The sequence below is a fragment of the Consotaella aegiceratis genome (assembly GCF_036541425.1).
Lineage (GTDB): Bacteria > Pseudomonadota > Alphaproteobacteria > Rhizobiales > Rhizobiaceae > Consotaella > Consotaella aegiceratis.
This window is the reverse complement of sequence record NZ_JAZHFT010000020.1, coordinates 17,947-43,675: the sequence shown is the minus strand read 5'-3', so window position 1 is coordinate 43,675 and position 25,729 is coordinate 17,947. Positions and strand designations below refer to the sequence as shown.

Below are 25,729 nucleotides of genomic sequence, written 5' to 3'. Positions count from 1 at the left end.
AAGGGCGTGATCGTATGCTTACTTTTGGCCAAAATGTAAGGAGGCGGCCATGTTTCAGACGACGATAAGTTCAAAGGGACAGGTAACGGTTCCCAAGCCGATCCGTGACGCGTTGAACCTTCAGGAAGGCGATCGACTGGCGTTCGTCCTCGTCGACGGCGCAGCCGTGATTCAACCCCGCAATGGCGCCGTCGAGCCGTTGTTCGGAGCGTTGTCGTCCTATGGCGTCAAAGGAACGACCCTGTCGGACTACGATGCTGCCATCGGAGAGGGAATCGCCGACCATGTCGAAGGCACCGATGCGGAGCGCGGACGACGGCGTTCGGCCTGACTCATGGTGGGTATCGATACCAATATCCTTCTGAGAGCAGTTCTTGACGATGATCCCGTCCAGTCGCCCAAGGCGCACGCTTTTCTTGCCGCCCTGACCCTCGGTGATCCTGGCTACATTACCTTGCCGGTCGCGATGGAATTCTATTGGGTGCTGGTGACGCGCTATCGGGTTCCCAGCAGCGTCATTGCATCGCTGTTCTCACAGCTGTTCGCGGCCGCGACGATCGAATTCGCCAACCTCGATAGCCTCGTTGAGGCCTTGTACCGCTCGACCACGCAAAACGCCGATTTCGCCGATGCGGTCATCGCCGGCCTTGCGTGGCGCGCCGGGTGTGTGGCGACGATGACTTTCGATAAGCGAGCAGCGTCGCGTCTGCCCACCATGGAGCTTCTCGCATGAGCGAAACCTCCCGTCTTGTCTCGGCGGAAAAGCGCGGCGAGGACATCGACGCGACCTTGCGGCCGCAGCGGCTGGACGAGTTCGTGGGTCAGGCGAGCGCGCGGGCTAATCTCAAGGTCTTCATCGAGGCCGCCAAGGGTCGCGGCGAGGCGCTGGACCATGTGCTGTTCGTCGGGCCGCCGGGGCTGGGCAAGACGACGCTGGCCCAGATCATGGCCAAGGAGCTGGGCGTCAACTTCCGCTCCACCTCAGGCCCGGTGATCGCCAAAGCCGGCGATCTGGCGGCGCTGCTCACCAATCTGGAAGAGCGCGACGTGCTGTTCATCGACGAGATCCACCGGCTGAGTCCTGCGGTCGAGGAAATCCTCTATCCGGCGATGGAGGACTTTCAGCTCGACCTGATCATCGGCGAGGGACCGGCGGCCCGTTCGGTCAAGATCGATCTCTCCAAGTTCACGCTGGTCGCTGCCACCACGCGCCTCGGGCTGCTGACCACGCCCTTGCGCGACCGCTTCGGCATTCCGGTGCGGCTCAACTTCTATACGGTCGAGGAGCTGGAGCAGATCGTGGTGCGCGGCGCGCGCATCATGAACCTGCCATTGAAATCCGATGGCGCCCGGGAAATCGCCCGCCGGGCACGGGGCACGCCGCGCGTGGCCGGTCGGCTCCTGCGCCGGGTGCGCGACTTCGCCGACGTGGCCGGCGCCGAGGCCGTCGATCGTCGCATCGCCGACGAGGCGCTGTCGCGGCTCGAAGTCGACAGTTTGGGACTCGATCAGCTCGACCGGCGCTATCTCGACCTCATCGCGCTGAACTTCGGCGGCGGCCCTGTCGGCATCGAGACCATCGCCGCCGCCCTGTCGGAGCCGCGCGACGCCATCGAGGACATCGTCGAGCCCTACCTTCTACAGCAGGGCTTTCTGCAGCGCACGCCGCGCGGCCGATTGCTCACCGCTCACGCCTTCCGCCATCTCGGTCTGGCGGTGCCGCCGGCCTATTCCGGCAGTCAAGCCAGCCTGTTCGAGGGCGACGAATAGGCCAGCGCCAGCGCTCCGCCGACCGCCTTATGGCTCGATCTTCGATGCCGTTCGCGGCCGCAGGGCGTCATTGACCAGGGCCAGGCAGGTCTCCTGCTCGGGCGCGGTGTCGAATAGAATCCGGTAGACGATCGGAGCGACGATCCGGTCGAGCAGCGCCTGCGGCGGCGGCGATTGTTCGCCGCGAGCCTCGGCCCGCTCGACCATCGCTCCGAGTTGGTCCAGCGTGATGCCGCAGCATCGGATGGCGCTGGTGCCGTCCTTGCTGCCGAGCACGTCGTGGATCATGGCCCGGCCGGGCCCCGAGGCCATCTCCTCGGCGTATTGTACGGCCCATGCTTCCAGGTCCGCGCGCAGGGATCCGCGGTCGGCTGGCGGTTCCTCTTGCCGGAATCGGGCGACGGCCACGTCGGCCAGGAGCTCCGGCAAGCTGCCCCAGCGCCGATAGATCGTCGACGGCGTGACGCTGGCGCGTTCGGCAATCGCCGGAATGGACAGATCGTCTCGGCCGACGGTCTCCAGCAAGGACTTTACCGCGTCATGGACGGCGCATTGAACCCTGCGGCTTCGGCCTCCTGGTCGGCTGGCGGCTGGTGGTGTCACGTCAACTCTCCCTGCGATCGCGCCGCGCGACTTTCGCTAAAGCAAAAATTTTGCTTTAATAGAGGCGCATGATCGGTTACGCATAAAGCGAATTATTTGCTTTTACGGAAGTCCGGTCCTTATGTCCAACGCTCTGTCGTCCTCCGCGATCCCCGCGCGCAAGGTGTGGCCCCTTGTGGTGAAGACGCCCATCCTGATGACGTTTTTCGGGGGAGCCACGGTACCGACGCCGCTCTATCCGATCTATCGTGCCGACTGGCAGCTGTCGTCCTTGGCCATCACGCTCGTGTTCGCGGTCTATGCCATGACCCTTCTGGCTGCCCTGCTGATCGCCGGCTCCCTGTCCGATCATGTCGGCCGCAGACCGGTGATTTTCGCTGCGCTCCTCATCCAGTCCGTGGCCATGGTGGCGTTCATCGATGCGCGCGGCTTTGCGATGCTGTTCGCGGCCCGCGCCGTCCAAGGGGTGGCGACCGGTCTGGCGACCAGCGCTCTCGGCGCGGCCCTCGTCGACGTCGATCGGCATGCCGGACCGTTGATCAACAGCCTTGCTCCATTGGGCGGTATGGCCATCGGCGTGGCCGGAGCCGCAGCCCTGGTCGACTACGCGCCGGAACCCATGCGGCTCGTCTATGTCGTCCTGCTTTGCCTGTGTCTCATCGAAGCCGTTCTGATCTGGCTCGTTCCGGAGGCCGCGCATCGTCGGTCCGGCGCGTTGATGGCCTTGATCCCGCGCATCCGGGTTCCGGCCTCGGCTCGCTATGCGCTGCTGGCACTGACGCCGCTCAACGTCGCGACCTGGATGACCGGCGGCTTCTTCATGTCGCTGATGCCGTCGATCATTAAAGCCTCGCTCGAGGCGGACGGAGCCATGGTGGGCGGCATGGTCGTCGCCGGTCTGATGCTGAGCGGAACCCTGGCCGTGTTCATGCTGCGGCGCTTCGAACCGCACGCGGTCCTGCGCCTGGGCGGAGCGACGATGATGCTCGGCCTGGTGCTGCTGGTTCTCGGGATCAATCTCGGCAATCTCGCCGTGCTGTTCGGCGGGACCGCGGCGACCGGAATCGGGCTCGGATGCAACTTCCTCGGTTGCGTCCGCTCCATCATGCCGCTGGCTGCGCCGTCCGAGCGTGCCGAACTGCTCGCGGCCTATTACGTGGAAAGCTATCTCGCCATGAGCCTGCCGGCGGTCGCGGCAGGCACACTCGCCGGCTTCGTGGGCTTGCCGGCGACGGCGGACATTTATGGAGTCGTGATTTTCGGTCTGCTCGTCATCGGCGCGCTGGCGGCGCGCCGGCTCGCGCCTCAGCCGGTGCTGGCGCGCCAATGACCGGCTTCGTCGTCGAAGCGGCGACCGGCGGCTTCCACCGCCTCGATCGAGGGGCCTGAGAGTTCCTCGCCGGCAAGCGTCATGAGAGCGGCCTTTTCCAGCCGCAGCGCCTCAACCTGATCTTCCGTCCGGCAGACGGACACCACGCTGGCCAAGGCCGCGATGATATGCGTGCCCGCAATGCGATCCTTCGCGGCATACTGGCGAAGCCGGCCGAAGCCGTATTCGAGATAGCCGGCAAAGCCGATCGGTTCGGCGATGACGCGCAGTTTGCCGTCGCCGTCGACGCGCAGCGGGTCGAGACCCGGGCGCCGGGCCATCTCGGCAAAGGCCGCCGCGAGCCAGTCGATGCAGGTGACCGCCGTCAGCGGATCGTTGACCCCCGGCGACAGGGCCCGCGCGGCGATCTCCACCAGTTCGTCGAAGAGGAAGAGAAGATCCTGGGCCGGCGTGCGCTGGCTGCCGAGCACCAGCGTGGTGAGCAGCGCGTCGCGCGCGTCGTCCGTCAAGCGCTCGGCCGGCCAGGCCTCGAACAGCGCCTGTCCGGTGTGCGCGAAGCCGCCGGGGCGGCAGACCAGCCGCACGATCAGATCGTGATCGCGGGCCGCCCGCATCAGCGAACCATAGTGCATGATCTGGATATAGCCGCTGCGCTCGGCCGTCACTTCGGCGTATGGCAGCGGACCCTCGGCTCGCGGATGGCCGGCCCGGAAGCAGGCTGGAACCTGCCAGACCACGTGTTGACGGATGTCCTCGTCGGGCGCCAGGCCGACCTTGGCGGGAAACCGGTTGTCGATTTCGCCGAGCAGGGTCTTGGCGATGTTGGCGATGACGTTGGAGATGTGAATGTTCGAGGGAACGTGGTGGATGAAGTAGATCAGAATGGCGATGGAACCGAGCGCCAGAACGATGGCGCCGAAGATCGCCGTGTTCGGCACGAAGAACTGGACGTTCGACCCGGCGTCTCGCACGCTGCGCAGCACCAGCATCGAATAGACGAAGGTGGCGACGAAGACGCCGAGCGTGACCTGGTTGCCCCGGTCGTTCATGAAGTTGGTCAGCAGTCGCGGGCCGTAGCTGCCGGAGGCGAAGACCACGGCGGCCATGGTCACCGAGAACACCGTACCGGCGACGCCGATCATCGAGCCGCCGATCGCGCCGAGCACGGCCCGCGCGCCGTCCGGCTGGGTGGCGAACAGGAACGGACTGTCGCCGTAGATGTCGGCAGGAAGCCGGAGGTCGAGTTCGATCAGCAGGAAGGCGAGCACGATGGCGCCGAGCGCCATCAGCGAGGGGAGGAACCAGTAGCTTGCCCGGACGCGCTCGTAGGTTTGGAGAAGATATGCACGCACCGGGGCCTCGAACGCGGGGGGAATCTCGATGACCCCGCCATCTAGCGGCGAGACACCGCCGCACAAGGACCGGGCCGCCTCAATGGCCGACTGTGGTGGAAAACAGGTTGATGACGGCAACGCCCGCAAGGATCAGGGCGAGACCGAGAATGGCCGGAAAATCGAGGGATTGGCCTGACCAAAGCCAGCCCACCAGTGCGATCAGGACAATGCCGAGCCCGGACCAGATGGCGTAGACGATGCCGGTCGGCATGGTGCGCAGCGGGAAGGACAGCAGCCAGAACGCCACCGCGTAGCCGAGCACGGCCAACAGGCTCGGTACCAACCGCGAAAAGCTATGCGAGCGGGCCAGCGCAGTGGTGGCAATGACCTCGGCGATGATCGCGGCGAGCAGCAGAAGATGATTGCGCATGGGTTCGCGATCTCCAGACAAGAGGCGCCAAGCGCCTGTGTTCCGATCGCCTCCCACGCTTTTCCTGCCAGATGATGGCGCCGCGTGCAAAGAACGGGTCGTTCTCCGAGGTCGATATCGATGTACAGCGAGGCGCTTTGAAAGAGCGCGGACGACAAAGGCTCAGGCGGGCTTTCGCGCTCGGACAAGCAGAAAGAGAGGCGCCATCCGCGTGTCTGCGATCCGCGGTTGCCGTTCGGCTTGGTCGGTCGTGGCCGATGGCTCGATAAATTGTTCGATCACGAAACCGGCCCGACAGATGAAGTCGACCCATTGGCTCAAGGTGCGATGGAAGCGCGGAACCTGAAACGGCGCGATGCTTTGGCGTTCGCTTTCGGGAGCGGTGGAAAACCACCAGCGCTCGATCTCGCCGTCGACGGCGTCGAAATAGCGACCGACCTCGATGGCTCTGACGCGTCCGTCGGCCTCGCGCAGTACCTTGCGATGGGGTGGCGCGAAACAGGGATGCAGAATCGAGAACTGCAGAAAGCCGCCGGGCTTGAGTACCCGCGCCGCCTCCTCCAATACGCGGGCCTGATCGGGCATGTCCATCAGCGACATGAAGGCGGTCGCGAAGTCGAACGTCGCAGCCGGAAAGGGGAGGGCCATGCCGTCACCAACCCGATAGTCGATGCCCAGCGGTTCCGCCGCTTCCTGCTCCTGGGCATGACGAATGAACGTCGGCGCGATGTCGACGGCCTGCATCCTGGCGCCGAGACGCGCCAGTTGTCGCGTATTCGCACCTTCGCCGCAGCCGATATCGATGCCGCTCAGGCCGTCGATCGGCGGGAGCATGGCGAGAAAGGCCGGCGTGTTCAAGCTATCGCGATAGACGTCGTAGCCAGCCCTGGAATGACGTGTCCAGGTCTCGGCATTGCCTTCCCAATGACGCGCGACTTCATCGTTGTCCATGGCGGCCGCTCCCTCCCAGTCGAGGAAGGCTGGATTAGGCCAAGCCGGGCGGCGGCTCAAGGGCCGGTATGCCTCGCCCGATCCGATTCCGGTCCGCCTTCGAACGCAGAAAAGGCGCGAGCCGAAGCCCGTGCCCTTTCCAGTTCATACGAGTTGATTGGCGCTCACATCTTGCCGATGGAAAAGAACATCGTCTCGCCGGAGGAGTCGTCGACGCCGTCATTGTCGGTGACGACCCAGCCGGTGCCGTCGGCATCGATGGTAAAGCCCTCGACCTTGTCGACGACATAGCCGCCGGTCGCCTTCAGGTCGGGAACGAAGTCGTGCACTTCTTCCTTCTCGACGGTCGGCAATTCGCCGTCGAGCGGCGCCGGGGTGAGGCTGGACAGCGCGACGCGATAGAGCTTCTTTTCCTTGGCCGCCGCGCCGATCTGGTTGTCGCGCTCGACGATATAGACCCAGTCGCCGTTGGCCGTGATCTCCGACAGGCCGACCCAGCCGGTCTCGGCCACATCGAGCGGATAGCGCACGGCGCCCGCCCAGTTTTCGGCCTTGGTGTCATAGGCGAGAAGCTTCACCGAGCCCTTCGGATCGTCCTTCCACTCGCGCTGGATGGCGACCCAGAGCAGGTCGCCCGCCCTGGTGACGCCTTCGGCGCCGAAGCGGGTCGACTGTTCGGTCAGCTCTGCGGGCATCGGCACGGCCTCCGTTACCGCGCCGTCGCCGTCGACGTGCAGGATCTGGTGCGGAATATCCTTTTCCGGGTTGCCTTCCGAGGCCAGCCAGAAGCCGCCTTCGCCGTCCGTGGTCACACCTTCGAGGTCGAGCTTCTCGGCCGGCTCGCCGCCCTCGGTCACCCGGATCGCCCTGGTGATGTGGGCCGGTTTCTGCGTGGCGTCGATCGCGAAGATCGTCGGCTGGGCGCTGTAGAAGGAGTCGCTGACGGCATAGAGCATGCCGGCCTGGTCCGGATCGGCGGCGAGCCCGGACAAGGCGCCCCAGCCGAGCGGCTTCCCGTCCTGATCGTCGGAGACGATCTGCGGATAGGCCGCTTCGCTCTCGGAGAGCTCGTAGATCATGACGTGCGAGCGCGCCGCGCCGTCCTCGACCAGATCCTCCTCGTTGGCGGTGGCGAAAAGGTTGCGGCCCGGGATCGTCACGCCGCTTTCCGGTCCGATGCCGGACGGCAGCAGCTGCGAGAACTCCGGCGTTTCGCCGTTCATGGTGTAGACGCCGACGGCCGAGCCGCGCTCCGACATGACGAAAAGATAGGTGGTGTCGCCGAAGGTGCCGACCGCCAGGCCCTCGGGTTCGACGCCCTTGGCGTCGGAGCGCTTGTCCGGATAGTGGCCGGCGCGGATCAGCTCGTATTCGAAGGCCGGGCCCGACTCGAAGGCGACCGTTCCGTCTTTGTTGAAGATGGTGAAGGAGCGCGAGCCGCCCTTATAGTCGCCTTCGTTGGCCGAGGCGAAATGGTCGTCGTCGATCCACTTGACGCTGTCCGGCTCGCGGCGACGGCCATCCTGGCTGTCGGTGAATTCCAGCTTGCCGTCGTCCTTGGCGTCGATGCCGTCGAGATCGACCGTGCCGGCCGAAAAATTCGCCGTCACTTTGCCGCTCGCCGCATCGACGATGGCGAAGTGGTTGTTCTCCTGGAGCGAGACGACGATCTCGTTCTGATCGTTGAAGTCGACGAACTCGGGTTCCGGATCCTCCGGTGCGATCTCGGCGAGGCCGGTCATGTCGACCGTTTTCATCGTGCCGCAATCGGGCATTCCGTCGGTGAGAGAGATCACCTGCAGCGTGCCGGCCGGCATCTGCGGCATCTCGCCGTCGTTCAGGTCCTCGTCGCGCTCGTTCTCGATGGCGATCGCGACGAAGGCGCCGTCCGGCGAAACGGCGACCGAGTCCGGCTGGCCGCCCAGATCGCAGCTCTCGTCGACGGTTTTCGAAGCAAGATCGATCACCGCCAGGTTGCCGGACGGGTCGGTGTAGCTCTGCGACGTGTTGACGCTAAGGAGCACCTTGCCGCCGGCGACCGCAACCGAGGTCGGCTCGCCGTCAACCTTGACGTAGCCGGCCGGCTTCGGCGCCGCCGGGTCGGTGATGTCGATGAAGCCGACGCCGCCGAGCGGGCTGTCGGAGTAGATCAGGGTATTGCCGTCGGCCGATGCCGCGACGATCTCGGCCGAAGAGGGGGACTTGTTGTCCATGTCGGCGGGGATGTTCTCCGCCACCGGAAACGAGGCGACGCGGTTGAACACCGGCTCGGCCTGGGCGGCCAGCGTCGTCGACGCGAGCAACAAGGTGATTGCCGACAAGGTTCTTGCAGATGCCATCGAGCGACTCCATCGTATCTGGGATGGTGTCTCCAATCATCCGTCTGTTACAGCCCCGTGACAGTCCGGGGCTCCCAGTCACGTCAGGGTTTTCGATGAGCGATGCGTTTTCCGGCCATCTCGTTGATGGCGGACATGTTTTCCCAGTTCGGGTGTATTTCGAGGACACTGATCTGTCCGGCATCGTCTATTATGCCCGCTATCTGCACTTCCTGGAGCGCGGCCGCACCGAGATGCTGCGCCTGAAAGGGATCACGAGCAGCCGGATGGGCGAGGGCGGCTATGGCGAGCCGATGGCCTTCGCCGTGCGCCGGCTAGAGATCGATTACCTTCGCTCGGCCCGAATCGACGACGTGCTGACCGTCACCACGAGGGTCGAGCACGTTTCCGGCGCCCGCGTCGTGCTCGATCAGCGCATCTTTCGCCAGGAGAAGCCGCTGCTCGCGGCGACCGTGACGGTGGTGGTGGTGACCTCCGACGGACGCGCGCGCCGTTTGCCGGCCGCCGTCGCCGCCGCTCTGACGGCGGTCGAGCCGGAGTGAACGCCCCTGTCGACGGCGGTAACCCTCTCTTAACCTTAATGTTGCTTGAATGAAGCGGTGAAAATTCGCGGTGATTCGCACGCCATTCTTTCACCTGATTCAATGGTGAGAAAGCAGCGAGTCGGCGGCGAAGGGCGGTCTGGCGGGACGGCGATCCGGCTTCGTCGCGGGCAGCAAACAGGAATCACGGGGCATTCGGGACCGGCCGGACAGGCACGGCCGTCGACGTGCGAGGGGCATTAAGGCAATGAACGAAGTCGCGCAGTCAGCTTTGGCCGCACCGGTCGGCTCGATATCGCTGTGGGACCTCTTCTGGCAGGCGAGCTTCGTCGTCAAGCTGGTGATGCTCGGGCTGCTCGGCGCCTCGATCTGGACCTGGGCGATCATCGTCGACAAGACGCTGCTCTACGGCCGCTTCCGGCGCCAGTTGAACAAGTTCGAGAACACGTTCTGGTCCGGCCAGTCGCTGGAGGAACTCTACCATACGCTGTCGGAGCGCCATCCGTCCGGCATGGGTGCGCTGTTCGTCGCCGCTATGCGGGAGTGGAAGAAGTCGTTCGAGAAGGGCGCCCGCTCGCCGCTTGGTCTCCAAAGCCGCATCGAGAAGGCGATGGACGTGACGCTGGCACGCGAGATGGACAGTCTCGAGTCGCGCCTCGGCTTCCTCGCTACGATCGGCTCGGCCGCGCCGTTCATCGGGCTGTTCGGCACCGTGATCGGCATCATGACCTCGTTCCAGGCGATCGCCGCCTCCAAGCAGACCAATCTGGCCGTCGTCGCGCCCGGCATCGCCGAGGCGCTGCTGGCGACCGCGATCGGCCTCGTCGCGGCGATCCCGGCGGTCATCGCCTACAACAAGCTGACGGCCGACGCGAGCAAGCTGGGCGGCCGGTTGGAAGCCTTCGCTGACGAGTTTTCCGCGATTCTGTCGCGCCAGATCGACGAGAAGTCGGTGCGCTGACAACGCGGTGGTGAGGCGCGACGTCCGACGTCGCGCCAACGAGTTTCGAGAGGCGCTTGCCTCCAGGCCAAGGAGCCGAAAACCATGGGCATGTCCACAGGCGGAGCCGCATCCGGCGGGGGTCGCCGGCGCAGACACCGCAAGCGGGCGCCGATGAGCGAGATCAACGTGACGCCGATGGTCGACGTCATGCTGTGCCTTCTGATCATCTTTATGGTGGCGGCGCCGCTTCTGACCGTCGGCGTGCCGATCGAGCTGCCGGAAACCCAGGCCAAGGCGCTGAATGCCGAGTCGCAGCCGATCGAAATCTCGGTGAAGCCGGACGGTATGGTCTATATGGGCGAGACGGAGATCGCGATTGACGAGGTCGTGCCGAAACTGCAGGCGATCGCCAAGAACGGCTATAACGAACGGATCTTCGTGCGCGGCGACAAGTCCGCCGACTACGGCACCGTCATGCAGGTGATGGCGCGGATTTCGGCGGCCGGCTTCTCCAATATCGGCCTCGTCACCGCCTCCGAAAAGACGAGCTGATCGACGGCTCCATCATGCGAACCGGTCTCGTCGTCTCCTCCGTCCTGCATGCCGCGGCTCTCTCGTGGGGCCTATGGCACTTCGGCTCGCCCGATCCGCTCGAGGCAAGCTACGCCGAGGCCTTGCCGGTCGAGATCGTCATGTCGGACGTCTTCGAGGGTGTGAAGGGGGAGAAGGAGGCACCGATCACCGACAAACCAGCGCCGACGCCGACGACGCGCCCCGAGACGCTGCCGATGCCGGCCGAAAATGTCGGCGACAACGAGGTCGATCTCGACACGCCGCCCGAGCCTGAGGTGAAGCCGAACGAGGTCGAGCCGCAGAAGGCGGCCAAGGAGCCGCCCGCGCCCGAGCCGCCGCGGGAACCCGAGGAGACCGTCGCGGAAACCGAACCGGAGCCGGCCCCCGAACCCGCGCCCACGCCCGAGCCTGAGCCCGCCGCCGCCCCCGAGCCGCAGCCCGATCCGGTTCAGGAGATGATCGCCGATGCCAAGCCGGCAGAGGAGGCTCCGCCGGTGCCGACCCGCGTTCCCGTGCCGCAGGTCAAGCCTGCCGCGCCGCAGCCGCGCGTCGCCGAGGCCGAACAGCCCAAACCGCAGCCTGCCAAGCCGGAACCGTCGAAACAGGAGACCCCCAAGCCGCAGCCTGCCAAGCAGGACAGCGAGTCCTCGCAGTTCGACGAGGACCAGATCGCGGCCCTGCTCAGCCAGGAAAAGGCCTCGGGCGGCGGCGCCAAGCGCTCCACAGATCAGGCGTCGCTCGGCAGCCGCCAGACCACCGGCTCGGTCCTGTCGCGCAGCCAGCTCGGCGAGTTGCAGGGGATGATCAGGGAGCAGATGTACAACTGCTGGTCGCCTCCGGTCGGTGCGACCGCCGGCAACTCCCTGCAGGTTTCGATCCACATGCGGCTCGATCCGTCGGGCGCCCTGGAAGGCGTGCCGTCGATCGTCAGCGGCGGTGGCGGCGCCGGTGCCGAACGGGCCGCCGCAGAAGCGGCGTTGCGGGCCGTCCGCCGGTGTTCGCCATACAATCTCCCCACAGACCAGTATCAGGCTTGGTCAGAGATCACCCTCAATTTCGATCCCAGCGAAATGTTCTGATGGGGTTGTTTTGTTCGTGATCCATACAGTCAGCGTCCTAAAACGTCTGCAGGCCGGGTCCGGCCGCCGTGCGTTTGCCGTCAGATCAATGGGAAGGTCCCGTTCATGAAGAGAACCGCCCACCGTCTTTTCTCCGCGATGTTTTTTGCGGTTGGTGTCCTGAGTGCCGCATTGCCAGCTCGCGCCGAGCTCACGGTCGACATTACGCGAGGCAACGTCGAACCGCTGCCGATCGCCGTCGCCAGCTTCCTGTCGAATGACGGGGTCGGCCAGCAGATCTCGTCGGTGATCGCGGCCGATCTGTCCCGCTCGGGCTTGTTCAAGGCGATCGATCCCGCCGCCTTCATCGAGCGCAATCCGAGCCCCGACGCCGCGCCGCGCTTTGCCGACTGGACGGTGATCGACGCGCAGGCGCTGGCGGTCGGTCGCGTCTCCCCGGAGGCGGACGGGCGGCTCAGGGTCGAGTTTCGGCTGTGGGACACCTTCGGCAGTCAGCAACTCACCGGCCAGCAGTTCTACACCAGCCCGGAAAACTGGCGCCGCGTCGCTCACATCATCGCCGACGCGATCTACGAGCGGCTGACCGGCGAAAAGGGCTATTTCGACACCCGCGTCGTCTTCGTCGACGAGACGGGACCCAAGGAGCAGCGGATCAAGCGTCTCGCGATCATGGATCAGGACGGCGCCAACGTGCACTACCTGACCAATGGCGACGACCTCGTGCTGACGCCGCGCTTCTCGCCGACGCGCCAGGAAGTGACGTATATGTCGTTCGGCGCCGGTGAACCGCGGGTCTATCTGCTCCAGCTCGACACCGGCCAGCGCGAAATCGTCGGCAATTTTCCAGGGATGACGTTCTCGCCGCGCTTTTCGCCGGATGGCCAGAAGGTGATCATGAGCCTGCAGCAGGCGGGCAACGCCAACATCTATGCCATGGACCTGCGCTCGCGGGCCACGACGCGGCTCACCAACACGGCGGCCATCGACACGTCGCCCAGCTATTCGCCGGACGGCCAGCGAGTGGTGTTCGAATCCGATCGCGGTGGCCGTCAGCAGCTTTACGTGATGAACGCCGACGGCTCGAACCAGCAGCGCATCTCCTTCGGCGACGGCGCGTATTCGACGCCGGTATGGTCGCCGCGTGGCGACCTCATTGCCTTCACCAAGCAGAGCGGAAGCCAGTTCCAGATCGGCGTGATGCGGCCGGATGGCTCTGGCGAACGCATCCTGACGTCGGGCTTCTTCAACGAAGGCCCGACCTGGGCCCCGAACGGACGCGTGCTCATGTTCTTTCGACAGGGGCAGGGGGCCGCAGGCCCGCAGCTCTTTTCGATCGACCTGACCGGATATCACGAGCAGCCCGTCGCGACGCCGAACTTCGCTTCCGACCCGGCCTGGTCGCCGCTGTTGGAATAGTCGCCCGAGGCGCGATACTCTGCGGCGATTCGGATCTCGGCCGGGGAAAACTTCATATCCCGTTAACCGGAACGAGAGTAAACGCTTGGTAGCGGATTTTCATTCCATTCAAAGGAGCTGGCCATGCGCCGGATCACTTCCGTAGCCCGGAGCCACATTGCAATTCCTCTTGCGCTCGCCGCCGCGATGGTTGTGTCCGGATGCGCCTCCAAGAACCAGGCGCTGCCCGACAATGCCTCGCAGCTCGGCCTCGGCGGCGCAGGCGGTGCCAACGGTGCGGGCTACGGCGCCGTGACGCCCGGCACCCAGCAGGATTTCACCGTCAATGTCGGCGATCGGGTCTTCTTCGACACCGATTCCTCGGTGATCAACGCCAAATCGCAGCAGACGCTGGATCGTCAGGCCCAGTGGCTCAACCAGTTCCCGCAATATGCCATCACCATCGAGGGGCATGCCGACGAGCGCGGCACCCGCGAGTACAACCTGGCGCTCGGTGCGCGCCGCGCCGCTGCCACGGTGGAATATCTCGCCAGCCGTGGCGTGGCGGCCAACCGGATGCGCACCATCTCCTACGGCAAGGAACGTCCGGTGGCGGTTTGCGACGACATCTCGTGCTGGTCGCAGAATCGTCGTGCGGTGACGGTGCTGAGCGGCGGAAACTCCTGATCCGTCGCGCTGTCGCGCCGTTCCCCTCTCTGTCGAAAGGCGGTCTTCGGGCCGCCTTTTTTTCGTTGTCCGGCATGGCGGCGATGCGCTAGATCCTATGTCGGCCAAACTTTAGCCGAACTCGGTCGTTCCATGCTAAGCGGTTCCGCCGGTGGCCTGCCCAGGGGGCATGGCACCGTCCGACGCGGTGCACGATTGCGGCCGCAGACATCGAACAGGGAGCGCGCCGATACATGGTCTATCGACTTCTTCACAAGACGTTGCCCGTCGCGGCGCTGCTGCTTTTGATCGGCGGCCCGGCCAGCGCGTTGAACCTGTCGTTCGGTTCCGGCGAGGACTCGGCGACCGCTCCCGCCGCCTCGCCGTCGCCATCGCAGCCTCTGCCGCAGCAGCGGGCAAAGCAGCCCGAGCGTCCGATCCTCCTCAGCCAGATGAGCGATCCGGTCGTGCGCATCAACCAGCTCGAGGAAGAGGTGCGCAAGCTCAACGGCAAGGTGGAGGAATTGTCCTTCCAGCTCCTGCAGATGCAGGAGCAGATGCGCAAGCAGCAGGAAGACAACGAGTTCCGCTTCCAGGAGCTCGAGGGCGGCGGCCAGACGGGGCAACAGCAGCCCTCCGGTTCCGGGCAGACCGGCTCGCTCGAACCGTCCTCGCAGCCGATGGACAGCGACGGCCCCGCAGTGGCCGAAACGGCTCCGGAGCCGCAGGCGAGCGAACCCACCACCCCTTCGGGCCCGGTGCGCACGGTCCTCGGCAGCGGGCTCGACGATTCGAGCCTGGAAAACCTGGGCAACCAGAACGGCGGGGCCTCCGACACCGTGGCCTCGATCGACCCGAAGGATGCCGGCGACCTCTACGATCTCGCCTATAATTATCTTCTGTCGGGAGACTATAAGCTGGCCGAGGAAGCCTTCCGCCAGTATGCCCAGACCTATCCCGACGCCAAGGACGCCTCGGACGCTCAATACTGGCTGGGCGAAAGCCTGTTCGCGCAGGGCGAATACACCGACGCTGCCGAGGTCTTCCTGAATGCCCAGAAGGCCCATCCCGACAGCCGCAAGGCGCCGGAAATGCTGTTGAAGCTCGGCATGTCGCTCGCCCGCCTGGACAATCCCGATACTGCCTGCGTCACCTATTCGGAGGTGTCGCGGCGCTACCCCAACGTCAGCGACAATGTCCGCCAGAAGCTCAAGGATGAACAGAAGGCCGCCAGTTGCGCCGACCGGGGCTGACCGGCCGATCGTGCCCAGCACCCAGGCAAGCAGTGTTGCGGTCGAAGATGCCGCGTTGGAGGCCGAAGAGGCCTTTTTGTTTTTTGACGCCTCCCTGAAGCTCCTGCGCGCGCGCAGGAGCTTCAGGGAGGCGAGCAGGCCGGAGATCGTGCTGGCCGTGTCGGGCGGTCCCGATTCTCTCGCCATGATGGTCTTGGCCGCGGCCTCGGCCGCGCGGCTGGAGACGCGCTTCCACGTGGTGACGATCGACCATGGCCTGCGCGCCGAGTCGTCCGAGGAAGCCCGTTTCGTCGCAGCTATGGCGGCAAGCCTCGGACTGTCGCACGAAACACGTCGATGGGAGCGGGGCGGCCCCGTCTCCGGCAATCTGCAGGCCGAAGCGCGGGAGGCGCGCTATCGGCTGCTGGCCGAGGCTGCCCGCGAACGCGGCGCCGTCGCGATCGTGACCGCGCATCACCAGGACGATCAGATCGAGACCCATCTCATCGCCCGCACCCGCAGGGCCGGGCCGCGCGGGCTCGCCGCCATGCGGCCGATCCGCGACCTCGACCCCGGCCTATCGCTGCTCCGGCCTTTCCTGCAGGTTCCCAGGGTGGCATTGGAGGCGACGCTCCGTCGTCGCGGGCTAGACTTCGTCCGCGACCCGAGCAATCGCGACATGCGATTCCTGCGCGCCCGCATCCGCCGGTCGATCGAGGCGACCTCTCAGCGCCAGTCCATGCTCGACGTGATCGAGGAAAACCGGCGGCGACAGAACGCCTTGGAAGCACATCTTCGTGAATCGCTCCTGCGGTGGCGCGAGACCGGCGCACTGGCGGTCTCGCCGGAGGGTGTGCTGACGCTTGGGCGAGGGGCATTCGCAGACCTTTCGGCCGAACTGGCAGCCGCGTTGCTGGAGCGGATCCTCCTGGCCGTTGGCGGCGGCGCCTATCCGCCGCCGAGAGCGGCCACGGAACGCCTGGGCCATCGACTCCAGACGGTCGGCGGGGCAGGTCGCTGGACGCTCGCCGGGGCGACGATCGCGGCCGGCGAAGCGCTCGTGTTTATGCGCGAGTTCGGCCGCCGGGGGCCGGATGAATTAGCCCTCGAAGATATGGCCGGGAAATCATCGGCTTGTCGCTTCGTCTTCGACAACCGGTTCGATCTCGACCTCGCCGACGCGGCCAGTGGCGCAGGCGCAGTCGTTGCCTTTGGCCGGCTGGGCAAAGGCAACCCGGTCGAGCGCACCTTGCCGGTGCTGATGGACAAACGGGGTGAGCCGCTGGCCGCCCATCCCACGCTCCTGGCCAAGCTGCCGCCGGGGACGCGCCGACTGGCGCTCGCCGAGCGTGTTTCGTGGCGTCTGACCCGGGACCTCGACATCGCCTGGCCACGGTCCCGACATCATCCGAAACCCGGTGCGCCATAAGGCTGAAACCAAAATGCCGCAAAAGCGTCCCATCCGGTTGGCAACCATGATAGCAGGACCTATCTTTGCCCTAGCGCGCTGAAGCAATATCGGCGCGAAACCCGGGACCTGAAATGAATCAGAATTTCCGCAACTTCGCCCTGTGGGCGATCATCGCGCTGTTGCTGATCGCGGTTTTCCAGCTGTTTTCCAGCAGCTCTCCGACCGCAGGCGCGCGCGAAGTTCCCTATTCGCAGTTTCTCTCCGAGGTCGATGCCGGCCGGGTCCAGAAAGTGACGATTCAAGGACAGCGCATCTCCGGCACCTACACGGACGGCGCGAGTCCGTTCCAGACCTATTCGCCTGGCGATGCCGATCTCGTCAGCCGCCTGGAATCGAAGAACGTCCAGATCAACGCCAGCCCGCCCAGCGACAACACCAATCCGATCTGGTCGATGCTGCTGTCCTTCGGGCCGATTCTGCTCATCCTCGGCGTCTGGATCTTCCTGATGCGCCAGATGCAGGGCGGCGCCGGCGGCAAGGCGATGGGCTTCGGCAAGTCGAAGGCGAAACTTCTGACCGAGACGCATGGCCGCGTGACCTTCCAGGACGTGGCGGGCGTCGACGAGGCCAAGCAGGACCTGGAGGAGATCGTCGAGTTCCTGCGCGAGCCGCAGAAGTTCCAGCGCCTGGGCGGCAAGATCCCGCGCGGCGTGCTGCTGGTCGGCCCTCCGGGAACCGGCAAGACGCTGCTGGCGCGCTCGGTGGCGGGCGAGGCGAACGTTCCCTTCTTCACCATCTCGGGCTCGGACTTCGTCGAGATGTTCGTCGGCGTCGGTGCGAGCCGTGTGCGCGACATGTTCGAGCAGGCGAAGAAGAACAGCCCCTGCATCATCTTTATCGACGAGATCGACGCGGTCGGCCGTCATCGCGGCGCCGGTCTCGGCGGTGGCAATGACGAGCGCGAGCAGACACTGAACCAGCTCCTGGTCGAGATGGACGGTTTCGAGGCGAACGAGGGCATCATCCTGATCGCCGCCACCAACCGGCCGGACGTGCTCGACCCCGCGCTGCTGCGTCCCGGCCGCTTCGACCGTCAGGTGGTGGTGCCCAATCCGGACGTGACCGGCCGCGAGAAGATCCTGAAGGTCCACGTGCGCAACGTGCCTTTGGCGCCGAATGTCGATCTGCGAACCATTGCCCGTGGAACGCCGGGCTTCTCCGGCGCCGATTTGGCCAACCTCGTCAACGAGGCGGCTCTCATGGCGGCGCGCCGGTCGAAGCGACTGGTGACCATGCTCGAATTCGAGGACGCCAAGGACAAGGTCATGATGGGCGCCGAGCGCCGCTCGATGGCCATGACCGAAGAGGAGAAGAGGCTGACGGCCTATCACGAGGCCGGTCATGCCCTCGTTGGTATCCATGAGCCGTTCAACGATCCGCTCCACAAGGTGACGATCATTCCGCGTGGCCGCGCGTTGGGCGTGACCATGAACCTGCCCGAGCGCGACCGTTACGGCATGCGCAAGAACGAGATGGAAGCCCGTCTCGCCATGATCTTCGGTGGGCGCGCCGCCGAGGAGATCATCTTCGGGCTGGAGAACGTCACCACCGGTGCGTCCAACGATATCCAGCAGGCCACCAACATGGCGCGTGCCATGGTCATGGAATACGGCATGAGCGATAAGCTCGGCCGACTGCGCTACAAGGAAAACCAGGATGAGGTCTTCCTCGGCCATTCGGTGTCGCGCCAGCAGCATATGTCCGAAGACACGGCGCGGCTGATCGATTCCGAGGTCCGCGGCATCGTCGAAGAGGCCGAAAACAAGGCGCGCCGGATTCTCCGGGAGCATCTCGACGAACTGCACATCCTTGCCAAGGGCTTGCTCGAATACGAGACGCTGTCGGGCGACGAGGTGCGCGATCTGCTGGCCGGTCGGCCGCTGACCCGGGACATGGGCAACGACACTCCGCCGTCCCGCGGCTCGGCGGTGCCGAAGGCCGGACCGGCCAAGCCCTCTGGCCCTCGCGGTGACGGCGAGCCGGAAGGCGGGGGTCTGGAGCCGCAGCCGACGGCTTGACCGGACGATCGTCAGTCCGATGTCTGAAACGGAGCGGCCCGCAAGGCCGCTCCTTCCATATCAAGCACCCGGAATCGTCCGTCCGGCTGAAGGGCAATACGGCTTCCGGTGGTGCGCGATTTCCTTCAGAGCGACACCCTTTGTTATTTTGTTCGGCTGACAATGGGCGTTAAGGGCATTTTCTAAAGCGTTGTTCGAGATCGGCTTCAAAGCCGGCAGGGCGAGCGGCGGCACCCCGGTTCGCGGCAGGGCCGCGACAATCATGACGGGTCTTTGGGATGAGCAGAAAATACTTCGGGACGGACGGCATTCGCGGTCGTGCCAACAAGCATCCGATGACGGCCGACGTGGCCATGAAGGTCGGCATGGCCGCCGGCATCAGTTTCCGTCGCGGCAGCCATCGCCATCGCGTGGTGATCGGCAAGGACACGCGGCTGTCTGGATACATGCTGGAAAATGCGCTCGTCGCCGGCTTCACCGCGGCGGGGCTTGACGTCATGCTGCTGGGTCCGATCCCGACGCCCGCCGTCGCGATGCTCACCCGGTCGCTGCGCGCCGACATCGGCGTGATGATCTCGGCCTCGCACAATCCCTTCCATGACAACGGCATCAAGCTGTTCGGGCCGGACGGCTACAAGCTGTCCGACGAAATCGAGCTGACGATGGAGGCCCTGCTCGACCAGGATCTTTACGGCAAGCTGCCGGCAGCCTCCGATATCGGGCGCGCCAAGCGCGTCGAGGGCGACATCTATCGCTATGTCGAGTTCGTCAAACGCACGCTGCCGCGCGATGTGACCCTGCACGGGCTCCGGGTGGCGATCGATTGCGCCAACGGCGCCGCCTACAAGGTGGCGCCCCAGGCGCTTTGGGAACTGGGTGCCGACGTCGTCGCCATCGGCACCACGCCGAACGGCACCAACATCAATCTCGACTGTGGTTCGACCCACCCCTCGGCGCTCCAGGCCAAGGTGCACGAGGTCCGCGCCGATATCGGCATCGCTCTCGACGGCGACGCCGACCGTGTCATCATCGTCGACGAAAAGGGCCAGATCGTCGACGGCGATCAGCTGATGGCGGTGATCGCCGAGACCTGGGCCGAAGACGGGCGGCTCGCGGCCGGCGGCATCGTCGCGACGATCATGTCCAATCTGGGCCTCGAACGCTTTCTGCAAGATCGGAAGCTGCAGCTTGCGCGCACCAAGGTCGGCGACCGCTATGTCGTCGAGCACATGCGCGAGCACGGCTACAATGTCGGCGGCGAGCAGTCCGGCCACATCGTCCTGTCGGATTTCGGCACCACCGGCGACGGCCTCGTGGCGGCGCTGCAGATCCTCGCGGTGGTCAAGAAGAGTGGTCGCAGCGTTTCCGAGGTGTGCCGCAAGTTCGAGCCGGTGCCGCAGATCCTGAAGAACGTGCGCTTTTCATCGGGCGAACCGCTGGAACGTGACACCGTGAAGGAGGCGATCGACAACGGCCGCCGCAAGCTCGGCAATACCGGCCGGCTGGTCATCCGCCCCTCGGGAACCGAACCGCTGATTCGCGTGATGGCGGAAGGCGACGATCTCGGCCTGGTCCGAATCGTGGTCGACGACATATGCGGCGCCCTCGATCAGGCCGCAGCGTAACGTCGGGTGTATCAATCATGGTGAAGCAACTTTTCCGGTAAACTTACTGTTAACCATGTCCGTTTACTCTCTTCTTTCAGGCGGCCCGACGAGCCGTCTTTTGTTAGAGACGATCGGAGTGGACGATAATGAACCGGCTTTCCGCCATCACCATGCTGGCGTGCGGTCTGATGGTGGGAGTTCCCGCCGCACAGGCTGCCGACGTCATCGAAGAACCCATCTACGTTGAGCCGGTGCCGCCGGCACCCGATACCTCGGGTTGGTACATCCGCGGCGATGTCGGCTACGTCTTCAAGTCGAAGACCAGCGGCGACTACTATTTTTACAACATCCCCAATCCGGGCATCGACTCGCACGAGGTCTACGACAGCATCGAACTGCAGGACACGGCGAGCTTCGGCGGCGGCCTCGGCTACCGCTTCAACGAGTACCTGCGCACCGACGCGACCCTCGACTATTTCCGCACGGACGTCGAAGGCTCCAGCGAGTGCAGCTATCTCGTCGAGATCGGCTACGGCCTCGACCCGGTCGATAACGATTGCGGCTACGACGATCAGGCGAAAGCCGACGTCTGGCTGGCGATGGCCAACGCCTATGTCGACATCGGTCACTTCGGTATGGTGACCCCCTATATCGGGGCCGGCATCGGCGCCGCCTACGTCGACTACGACGACATGACGAGCACGATCTCGTGCAATGGTGCGGCCTGCGACGCCTCGGGCATCTATAGCAGCACGCAGCCCGGCGAGTCTTCCTGGCGTTTTGCCTCCTCGCTGATGGCGGGCGCGACGTTCGACATCACGCAGCAGCTGAAGCTTGATGCCGGCTACCGCTACACTCGCATTAATGGCGGCGACGCCTTTGGCTATGACGACGAGGATGCGGCGGCGGGTGCCAGCGGCGTACAGGGCCACGACGACGGCTTCGACATCCATCAGGTGCGCGCCGGCCTGCGCTACGAATTCTTCTGATCGAATCGCCGGCTGATCCGGCGCTATCGGAAATGAGGGGCCGCAGCCTGGAGAGGGCAGCGGCCTTTTTCGTTGGGTGGCGCGCACGGCCGGGCGCACGGAGGGGAGGGCGTCGTTAAGCGCTCGTTAGGGTTAATCGAGCGTTAAACATTTTGCGTCACTGTCGAAGACGAAGGCCGATCCGGGAAACGGCCGCAACCGCATCGAGGAACGAGCCGATGAAGACATCCCTCACGCCCTGGCTGCTGTCGGCGGCCGCGCTTTGTGTCCCGCTGGGATCCGCGACCGCTGCCGACATGCTGACCACGCCGATCTACGAAAGCGTTCCCGAGGTCGTTCCCGTCGAGGTCGGCAACGGATGGTATCTGCGCGGCGGCGTCTCCTACGACATCGAGAACGAGACCGACGCTGTCGACGTGGACGAGGGCTTGGCTTTCGGAGCCGGCGTCGGCTACCGTTTCACCGATTATCTGCGCGGCGATCTGACCGCCCGCTATTCCAAGCTCGACGTCGACAGCGATCGGCTCTCGGTGGATGAGATGGAAACCTGGGACCTGATGGCCAATGCCTATGTGGACCTTGGAACCTTCGTCGGCTTCACGCCCTATGTGGGGGCGGGTGCCGGTGGCGTGAACGTCTCCTACGACGATGGCGATACCTATGACTCCGATTGGCGTTTCGCCTATGCGCTGATGGCGGGCGTCGCCTACGATATGACCCGGAACCTGACGCTCGACGTCGGCTATCGCTATCTCGACGTCGAGGAGCACGATTCCGACTGGGGCGATGCCGTCCAGCATCATTCCGTCGAGGCCAATCTGCGCTATTCGCTCTGGTAGGACGCGCTCCCAGACGCAATTCGGCAACGGCGGGGCATGGCTCCGCCGTTTGTCTTTGCCGACGGGGGGGCGATCGAAGCCGCATCCGGAGCACTGTTAACAAATGGTTCAGCTTACCCGTGAAGCGTTCTATTTACGGATTCGGCGTAGGGTCCGGCGCAGTTCGTCCCTTCCATCGGAAAACTTCATCCATGAGCCTGAGTATTCCCCGCAAGCTGGCATTGCTCATCGCCCTGGCGGTCGTGCTGACCACCGTCGCCTTCGGCGTCCAGCTGTGGTCCTTGAACAATCAGATCTGGTCCGACCGGGAACAGATGCTGAAGGGCCAAGTCGAAGCCGCCGTGGCGATCGTCGACGGATTCGCCAAACAGGCCGAACGGGGCGAGATCTCGAAGCAGCAGGCGCAGGAAAACGCCAAGAACGCGCTGCGCGCGATCCGCTACGGCAACGACGACTATGTCTTCGCGCACACTTTCGACGGCTATACGATCATCCATCCGAAGCCGGACCAGGAAGGGAAGTTCGGCTGGGACAATGTCGACGCGAACGGCAAGTACAACACGCGCGAGATCATCACCCATGCCAAGGAAGGCGGTGGCTTTACCGATTATGTCTGGCCGCGTCTCGGCAGCGACGTGCCGGCTCCCAAGCTGGCCTATTCGATGAGCTACGAGCCGTGGGGTTGGTCGATAGCCTCCGGTCTCTATGTCGACGACCTGCAGGCGCAGTTCAGCACCGAATTGTACAAGTCGTTGGCATGGCTCGCGGGTATCCTGGTGCTCCTCGGCGCCGGCGCTTGGCCGATCGCGACGAGCATTTCCAGGCCGCTAGCCCATCTCACATCCGTCATGCGGCGGCTCGCCGGCGGCGACAAGGCGGTGGAGGTTCCCTATCTCAAGCGGCGCGACGAGATGGGGGCGATGGCCGGCGCGGTGGAAACCTTTAAGCAAGCCGCAATCGAAAAGGACAGGCTGGAGGCCGAGGCCGAGACGGCACGCCGAGCCCAGGACCGGCTGAAAGCCGAACAGGAAGCCGCCGATCGGGCCAAGGCCGAGGAGCTTCGGGCTTTCGTCGCTGACGTCAAGGGTGGCTTCGATCGCCTCTCGGGCGGCGACCTCACCGTGCGCCTGGAGCGCCCCGTTGCGCCTGAATACGAGGAGATCCGCAGCCAATTCAACGGCACGGCCGAGAAGCTGGAGACGACGTTCGGCTCGGTGATCGGCTCGATCGGCTCGATCCGCTCGGGTCTGGACGAGATCAACACCGCGACGAACGACCTCGCCCAGCGCACCGAGCAGCAGGCGGCCGGCCTGGAAGAGACCACCGCGGCGCTGACGGAAGTGACGCGGGCGGTGAACGAGACGGCCGAAAGCGCCGGCCGTGCCCAGGCTTCGGCCCAGACCGCGCAGAAGAACGCCGAAAAGGGTGGCGCCATCGTCGGGCGCGCCGTCGAGGCCATGGCGGCGATCGAAAAATCGTCCGAGGAAATCGGCAAGATCATCGGCGTCATCGACGAGATCGCCTTCCAGACCAACCTCCTGGCGCTGAACGCCGGCGTCGAGGCGGCCCGCGCCGGCGAGGCGGGCAAGGGCTTCGCCGTCGTGGCGCAGGAAGTCCGCGCCCTGGCCCAGCGTTCGGCCGAAGCCGCCAAGGAGATCAAGGAGCTGATCTCGCAGTCCTCCGAGCATGTCGGTCAGGGCGTCGAGCTGGTGACGGCGTCGGGCAAGAGCCTGGAGGAGATCGTCGCGGAAGTCGCCGCGATGTCCTCGGAGGTCTCCGAGATCGCGCGGACGGCGCGCGAGCAGGCCGTCAGCCTGAAGGAAGTGTCGACCGCTGCCGACCAGATGGACAAGGTGACGCAGCAGAACGCGGCGATGGTGGAGGAAACGACGGCGGCGGCCCAGACGCTGGCGAACGAGACCGACCAGCTGGCGCAGCTGATCGCGCAGTTCCGCACCGCGGCCTCGGCCGGCCATCAGGCGCAGGGCGCGCGCACCGCGCGCCGCCAGTCGACCGTTCCTGCCTCCCGTCCGGCCAGGCCGGCGCCTCGTCCGGCCGCCAAGCCGATGCCGCAGATGAAGGCGACCGGCACCGGCGGTGCTGCGGCCAAGCCCGCCGCCGTCGAGGACAGCTGGGAAGAGTTCTGAGACCAGCCGTGGCCGCCATCCTGTCGGCCACGAATCCTGGAGACCCCGCTGCCGGCCGGTGGCGGGGTCTTTTGCTGTTTCCGAACGAAGCATTGGAGAGCGTCTGCAAGGCCAGCGCTTGCCGAGCGGACGGAGCGTCGCGAGAACGTCGACAGTGTCACCGCTTTGCCACTTGCCGTTTCGGCGGTGGTCGCGTATCAACGTCAGCGGGACACCCCTCCCCAACGAGGGGCACCTATCTGAAAGGGTAGTTACCATGACGACTGTCGCCAAGCCGGGCGTGTATCCGGCCAATCCCCGTTTTTCTTCTGGACCCTGTGCGAAGCGACCCGGCTGGTCGTTCGCGGCCTTGCAGGATGCGGCGCTCGGACGCTCGCATCGCGCCAAGGACGGCAAGAGCAAGCTTGCCCAGGCAATCGACGAAACCCGCGAAATTCTAGGCGTGCCCGCCGACTACCGAATCGGTATCGTGCCGGCGTCCGACACCGGCGCTTTCGAGATGGCGATGTGGTCGCTGCTCGGCGCCCGAGGCGTCGACGTGCTGGCGTGGGAATCCTTTGGCTCCGGCTGGGTGACGGATATCGTCAAGCAGCTTCAGATCGCCGATGCGCGCACCTTCAACGCCCCCTATGGCGAGATCGTGGATTTCGCCCAGGTCGACTTCGATCGCGACGTGGTCTTCACGTGGAACGGCACCACTTCGGGCGTGCGGGTTCCCGACGGTGAAGTGATCCCGGCGACGCGCCAGGGCCTGACGCTCTGCGATGCGACGTCGGCCGCCTTCGCCCAGGACCTTCCCTTCGACAAGCTCGATGTCGTCACCTTCTCCTGGCAGAAGGTGCTCGGCGGCGAAGCGGCGCACGGCATCCTCATCCTCAGCCCCCGCGCGGTCGAGCGGCTGGAGACCTACAAGCCGGCCTGGCCGCTGCCGAAGATCTTCCGCCTTACCAAGGGCGGTAAGCTGATCGAAGGCATCTTCAAGGGCGAAACCATCAATACGCCGTCGATGCTGTGCGTCGAGGACTATCTCGACGCACTGGCCTGGGCCAAATCGATCGGCGGCCTGGTCGCCTTGAAGGCCCGCGCCAACGCCAACCTCGCGGTGGTCGAGAAGTTCGTCGAGACGCGGCCGTGGATCGGCTTCCTGGCCAAGGACCCCGAGATCCGCTCTAACACGTCCGTCTGCCTCACCTTCACCGATCCCGAGGTCACGGCACTGCCGGACGCCGAGCAGGCGGCCTTCGCCAAGGGCGTCGCTACCCTTCTGGAGAAGGAAGGCGTGGCGCTCGACATCAACGCCTATCGCGATGCCCCGGCAGGGCTGCGGATCTGGTGCGGCAGCACGATCGAGGCATCCGATCTCGAAGCGCTGATGCCCTGGATCTGCTGGGCTTACGAACAGCAGAAGGCAGGCCTCGCCAAGGCGGCGTGATCGTCGGGGGCGACGAGCTCGCACGGGGCAGGGCGCAAT

Annotated in this window: 23 protein-coding genes; 18 read left to right on the top strand and 5 right to left on the bottom strand. The window is 65.2% G+C overall.

The features are described from left to right. The first annotated feature begins 49 nt into the window (after positions 1-49). Genes SMD10_RS14350 through ruvB form a run of 3 tightly spaced genes read left to right on the top strand, consistent with a single transcriptional unit; the run spans position 50 to position 1,770 of the window. Complete coding sequence (locus SMD10_RS14350; RefSeq protein ID WP_331686392.1) at positions 50-331, top strand: AbrB/MazE/SpoVT family DNA-binding domain-containing protein; 282 nt, start codon at positions 50-52, stop codon at positions 329-331. A gap of 3 nt (positions 332-334) precedes the next feature. Then, positions 335-733, top strand: coding sequence for a type II toxin-antitoxin system VapC family toxin (locus SMD10_RS14345; protein WP_331686391.1), 399 nt, complete (start codon positions 335-337; stop codon positions 731-733). Next, positions 730-1,770, top strand: coding sequence for a Holliday junction branch migration DNA helicase RuvB (ruvB, locus tag SMD10_RS14340; protein WP_331686390.1), 1,041 nt, complete (start codon positions 730-732; stop codon positions 1,768-1,770). Before SMD10_RS14345 ends, ruvB begins: the two co-directional genes overlap by 4 nt. A gap of 27 nt (positions 1,771-1,797) precedes the next feature. Here the strand turns inward: ruvB and SMD10_RS14335 are convergent, their stop codons facing one another. Next, entirely contained in the window at positions 1,798-2,373 is a 576-nt protein-coding gene (locus tag SMD10_RS14335; protein WP_432757246.1) for a TetR/AcrR family transcriptional regulator, read from the bottom strand. 121 nt (positions 2,374-2,494) lie between these two features. Here SMD10_RS14335 and SMD10_RS14330 point away from each other — a divergent pair, with 121 nt between their 5' ends. Next, a complete protein-coding gene (locus SMD10_RS14330; RefSeq protein ID WP_331686388.1) occupies positions 2,495-3,703 on the top strand; it encodes an MFS transporter in 1,209 nt (402 codons plus the stop codon). Here SMD10_RS14330 and SMD10_RS14325 read toward each other — a convergent pair. From SMD10_RS14325 to SMD10_RS14310, 4 genes are all read right to left on the bottom strand, one after another. Continuing rightward, entirely contained in the window at positions 3,679-5,055 is a 1,377-nt protein-coding gene (locus tag SMD10_RS14325; protein WP_331686387.1) for a DUF2254 domain-containing protein, read from the bottom strand. The genes SMD10_RS14330 and SMD10_RS14325 overlap by 25 nt on opposite strands. A 79-nt stretch (positions 5,056-5,134) precedes the next feature. Next, the gene (locus SMD10_RS14320) at positions 5,135-5,467 is read right to left on the bottom strand and encodes an SMR family transporter (RefSeq protein ID WP_331686386.1); all 333 of its coding nucleotides are present in this window, start codon (positions 5,465-5,467) and stop codon (positions 5,135-5,137) included. Between the two features lie 162 nt (positions 5,468-5,629). Continuing rightward, complete coding sequence (locus SMD10_RS14315; protein ID WP_331686385.1) at positions 5,630-6,418, bottom strand: class I SAM-dependent methyltransferase; 789 nt, start codon at positions 6,416-6,418, stop codon at positions 5,630-5,632. 164 nt (positions 6,419-6,582) lie between these two features. Then, positions 6,583-8,757, bottom strand: coding sequence for an esterase-like activity of phytase family protein (locus tag SMD10_RS14310; RefSeq protein ID WP_331686384.1), 2,175 nt, complete (start codon positions 8,755-8,757; stop codon positions 6,583-6,585). Positions 8,758-8,852: 95 nt separating this feature from the next. Between SMD10_RS14310 and ybgC the strand changes: the two genes are divergently transcribed. The 14 genes from ybgC to SMD10_RS14240 all read left to right on the top strand — a co-directional run bounded on the left by ybgC (position 8,853) and on the right by SMD10_RS14240 (position 25,690). Then, the gene (ybgC, locus tag SMD10_RS14305) at positions 8,853-9,299 is read left to right on the top strand and encodes a tol-pal system-associated acyl-CoA thioesterase (RefSeq protein ID WP_331686383.1); all 447 of its coding nucleotides are present in this window, start codon (positions 8,853-8,855) and stop codon (positions 9,297-9,299) included. A 247-nt stretch (positions 9,300-9,546) separates the two neighbouring features. Beyond that, the gene (gene tolQ / locus SMD10_RS14300; protein WP_331686382.1) at positions 9,547-10,260 is read left to right on the top strand and encodes a protein TolQ; all 714 of its coding nucleotides are present in this window, start codon (positions 9,547-9,549) and stop codon (positions 10,258-10,260) included. A gap of 84 nt (positions 10,261-10,344) precedes the next feature. Continuing rightward, positions 10,345-10,794, top strand: coding sequence for a protein TolR (gene tolR, locus SMD10_RS14295; RefSeq protein ID WP_331686381.1), 450 nt, complete (start codon positions 10,345-10,347; stop codon positions 10,792-10,794). Positions 10,795-10,808: 14 nt separating this feature from the next. After that, positions 10,809-11,894: a UCP034077 family protein gene (locus SMD10_RS14290; RefSeq protein ID WP_331686380.1), complete on the top strand. Its 1,086-nt coding sequence runs from the start codon at positions 10,809-10,811 to the stop codon at positions 11,892-11,894. Positions 11,895-11,999: 105 nt separating this feature from the next. Further along, positions 12,000-13,310: a Tol-Pal system beta propeller repeat protein TolB gene (tolB, locus tag SMD10_RS14285; protein ID WP_490338292.1), complete on the top strand. Its 1,311-nt coding sequence runs from the start codon at positions 12,000-12,002 to the stop codon at positions 13,308-13,310. 123 nt (positions 13,311-13,433) lie between these two features. Continuing rightward, on the top strand, positions 13,434-13,976 hold the full coding sequence (pal, locus tag SMD10_RS14280; protein WP_331686379.1) for a peptidoglycan-associated lipoprotein Pal: 543 nt from the start codon (positions 13,434-13,436) through the stop codon (positions 13,974-13,976). Between the two features lie 233 nt (positions 13,977-14,209). Beyond that, a complete protein-coding gene (ybgF, locus tag SMD10_RS14275; RefSeq protein WP_331686378.1) occupies positions 14,210-15,208 on the top strand; it encodes a tol-pal system protein YbgF in 999 nt (332 codons plus the stop codon). Then, complete coding sequence (tilS, locus tag SMD10_RS14270) at positions 15,171-16,616, top strand: tRNA lysidine(34) synthetase TilS (RefSeq protein WP_331686377.1); 1,446 nt, start codon at positions 15,171-15,173, stop codon at positions 16,614-16,616. The genes ybgF and tilS overlap by 38 nt, the downstream gene beginning before the upstream one ends. A 113-nt stretch (positions 16,617-16,729) precedes the next feature. Next, positions 16,730-18,676 (top strand): ATP-dependent zinc metalloprotease FtsH, encoded by a 1,947-nt coding sequence (gene ftsH, locus SMD10_RS14265; protein ID WP_331686376.1) that lies wholly within the window; start codon positions 16,730-16,732, stop codon positions 18,674-18,676. 278 nt (positions 18,677-18,954) lie between these two features. Continuing rightward, on the top strand, positions 18,955-20,301 hold the full coding sequence (gene glmM, locus SMD10_RS14260) for a phosphoglucosamine mutase (protein ID WP_331686375.1): 1,347 nt from the start codon (positions 18,955-18,957) through the stop codon (positions 20,299-20,301). Between the two features lie 128 nt (positions 20,302-20,429). Next, positions 20,430-21,272 (top strand): outer membrane protein, encoded by an 843-nt coding sequence (locus SMD10_RS14255; RefSeq protein WP_331686374.1) that lies wholly within the window; start codon positions 20,430-20,432, stop codon positions 21,270-21,272. 218 nt (positions 21,273-21,490) lie between these two features. Next, the gene (locus SMD10_RS14250) at positions 21,491-22,111 is read left to right on the top strand and encodes an outer membrane protein (protein ID WP_331686373.1); all 621 of its coding nucleotides are present in this window, start codon (positions 21,491-21,493) and stop codon (positions 22,109-22,111) included. A 191-nt stretch (positions 22,112-22,302) separates the two neighbouring features. After that, positions 22,303-24,258, top strand: a complete 1,956-nt coding sequence (locus SMD10_RS14245; protein ID WP_331686372.1) for a methyl-accepting chemotaxis protein — start codon at positions 22,303-22,305, stop codon at positions 24,256-24,258. A gap of 256 nt (positions 24,259-24,514) precedes the next feature. Next, positions 24,515-25,690, top strand: a complete 1,176-nt coding sequence (locus tag SMD10_RS14240; protein ID WP_331686371.1) for a phosphoserine transaminase — start codon at positions 24,515-24,517, stop codon at positions 25,688-25,690. Positions 25,691-25,729 lie beyond the last annotated feature (39 nt).

Coding starts and splice junctions, on each gene's coding strand:
- SMD10_RS14350 (WP_331686392.1), top strand. CDS start 50: ATGTTTCAGACGACGATAAGTTCAAAGGGACAGGTAACGGTTCCCAAG.
- SMD10_RS14345 (WP_331686391.1), top strand. CDS start 335: ATGGTGGGTATCGATACCAATATCCTTCTGAGAGCAGTTCTTGACGAT.
- ruvB (WP_331686390.1), top strand. CDS start 730: ATGAGCGAAACCTCCCGTCTTGTCTCGGCGGAAAAGCGCGGCGAGGAC.
- SMD10_RS14330 (WP_331686388.1), top strand. CDS start 2,495: ATGTCCAACGCTCTGTCGTCCTCCGCGATCCCCGCGCGCAAGGTGTGG.
- SMD10_RS14320 (WP_331686386.1), bottom strand. CDS start 5,467: ATGCGCAATCATCTTCTGCTGCTCGCCGCGATCATCGCCGAGGTCATT.
- SMD10_RS14315 (WP_331686385.1), bottom strand. CDS start 6,418: ATGGACAACGATGAAGTCGCGCGTCATTGGGAAGGCAATGCCGAGACC.
- SMD10_RS14310 (WP_331686384.1), bottom strand. CDS start 8,757: ATGGCATCTGCAAGAACCTTGTCGGCAATCACCTTGTTGCTCGCGTCG.
- ybgC (WP_331686383.1), top strand. CDS start 8,853: ATGAGCGATGCGTTTTCCGGCCATCTCGTTGATGGCGGACATGTTTTC.
- tolQ (WP_331686382.1), top strand. CDS start 9,547: ATGAACGAAGTCGCGCAGTCAGCTTTGGCCGCACCGGTCGGCTCGATA.
- tolR (WP_331686381.1), top strand. CDS start 10,345: ATGGGCATGTCCACAGGCGGAGCCGCATCCGGCGGGGGTCGCCGGCGC.
- SMD10_RS14290 (WP_331686380.1), top strand. CDS start 10,809: ATGCGAACCGGTCTCGTCGTCTCCTCCGTCCTGCATGCCGCGGCTCTC.
- tolB (WP_490338292.1), top strand. CDS start 12,000: ATGAAGAGAACCGCCCACCGTCTTTTCTCCGCGATGTTTTTTGCGGTT.
- pal (WP_331686379.1), top strand. CDS start 13,434: ATGCGCCGGATCACTTCCGTAGCCCGGAGCCACATTGCAATTCCTCTT.
- ybgF (WP_331686378.1), top strand. CDS start 14,210: ATGGTCTATCGACTTCTTCACAAGACGTTGCCCGTCGCGGCGCTGCTG.
- tilS (WP_331686377.1), top strand. CDS start 15,171: ATGAACAGAAGGCCGCCAGTTGCGCCGACCGGGGCTGACCGGCCGATC.
- ftsH (WP_331686376.1), top strand. CDS start 16,730: ATGAATCAGAATTTCCGCAACTTCGCCCTGTGGGCGATCATCGCGCTG.
- glmM (WP_331686375.1), top strand. CDS start 18,955: ATGAGCAGAAAATACTTCGGGACGGACGGCATTCGCGGTCGTGCCAAC.
- SMD10_RS14255 (WP_331686374.1), top strand. CDS start 20,430: ATGAACCGGCTTTCCGCCATCACCATGCTGGCGTGCGGTCTGATGGTG.
- SMD10_RS14250 (WP_331686373.1), top strand. CDS start 21,491: ATGAAGACATCCCTCACGCCCTGGCTGCTGTCGGCGGCCGCGCTTTGT.
- SMD10_RS14245 (WP_331686372.1), top strand. CDS start 22,303: ATGAGCCTGAGTATTCCCCGCAAGCTGGCATTGCTCATCGCCCTGGCG.
- SMD10_RS14240 (WP_331686371.1), top strand. CDS start 24,515: ATGACGACTGTCGCCAAGCCGGGCGTGTATCCGGCCAATCCCCGTTTT.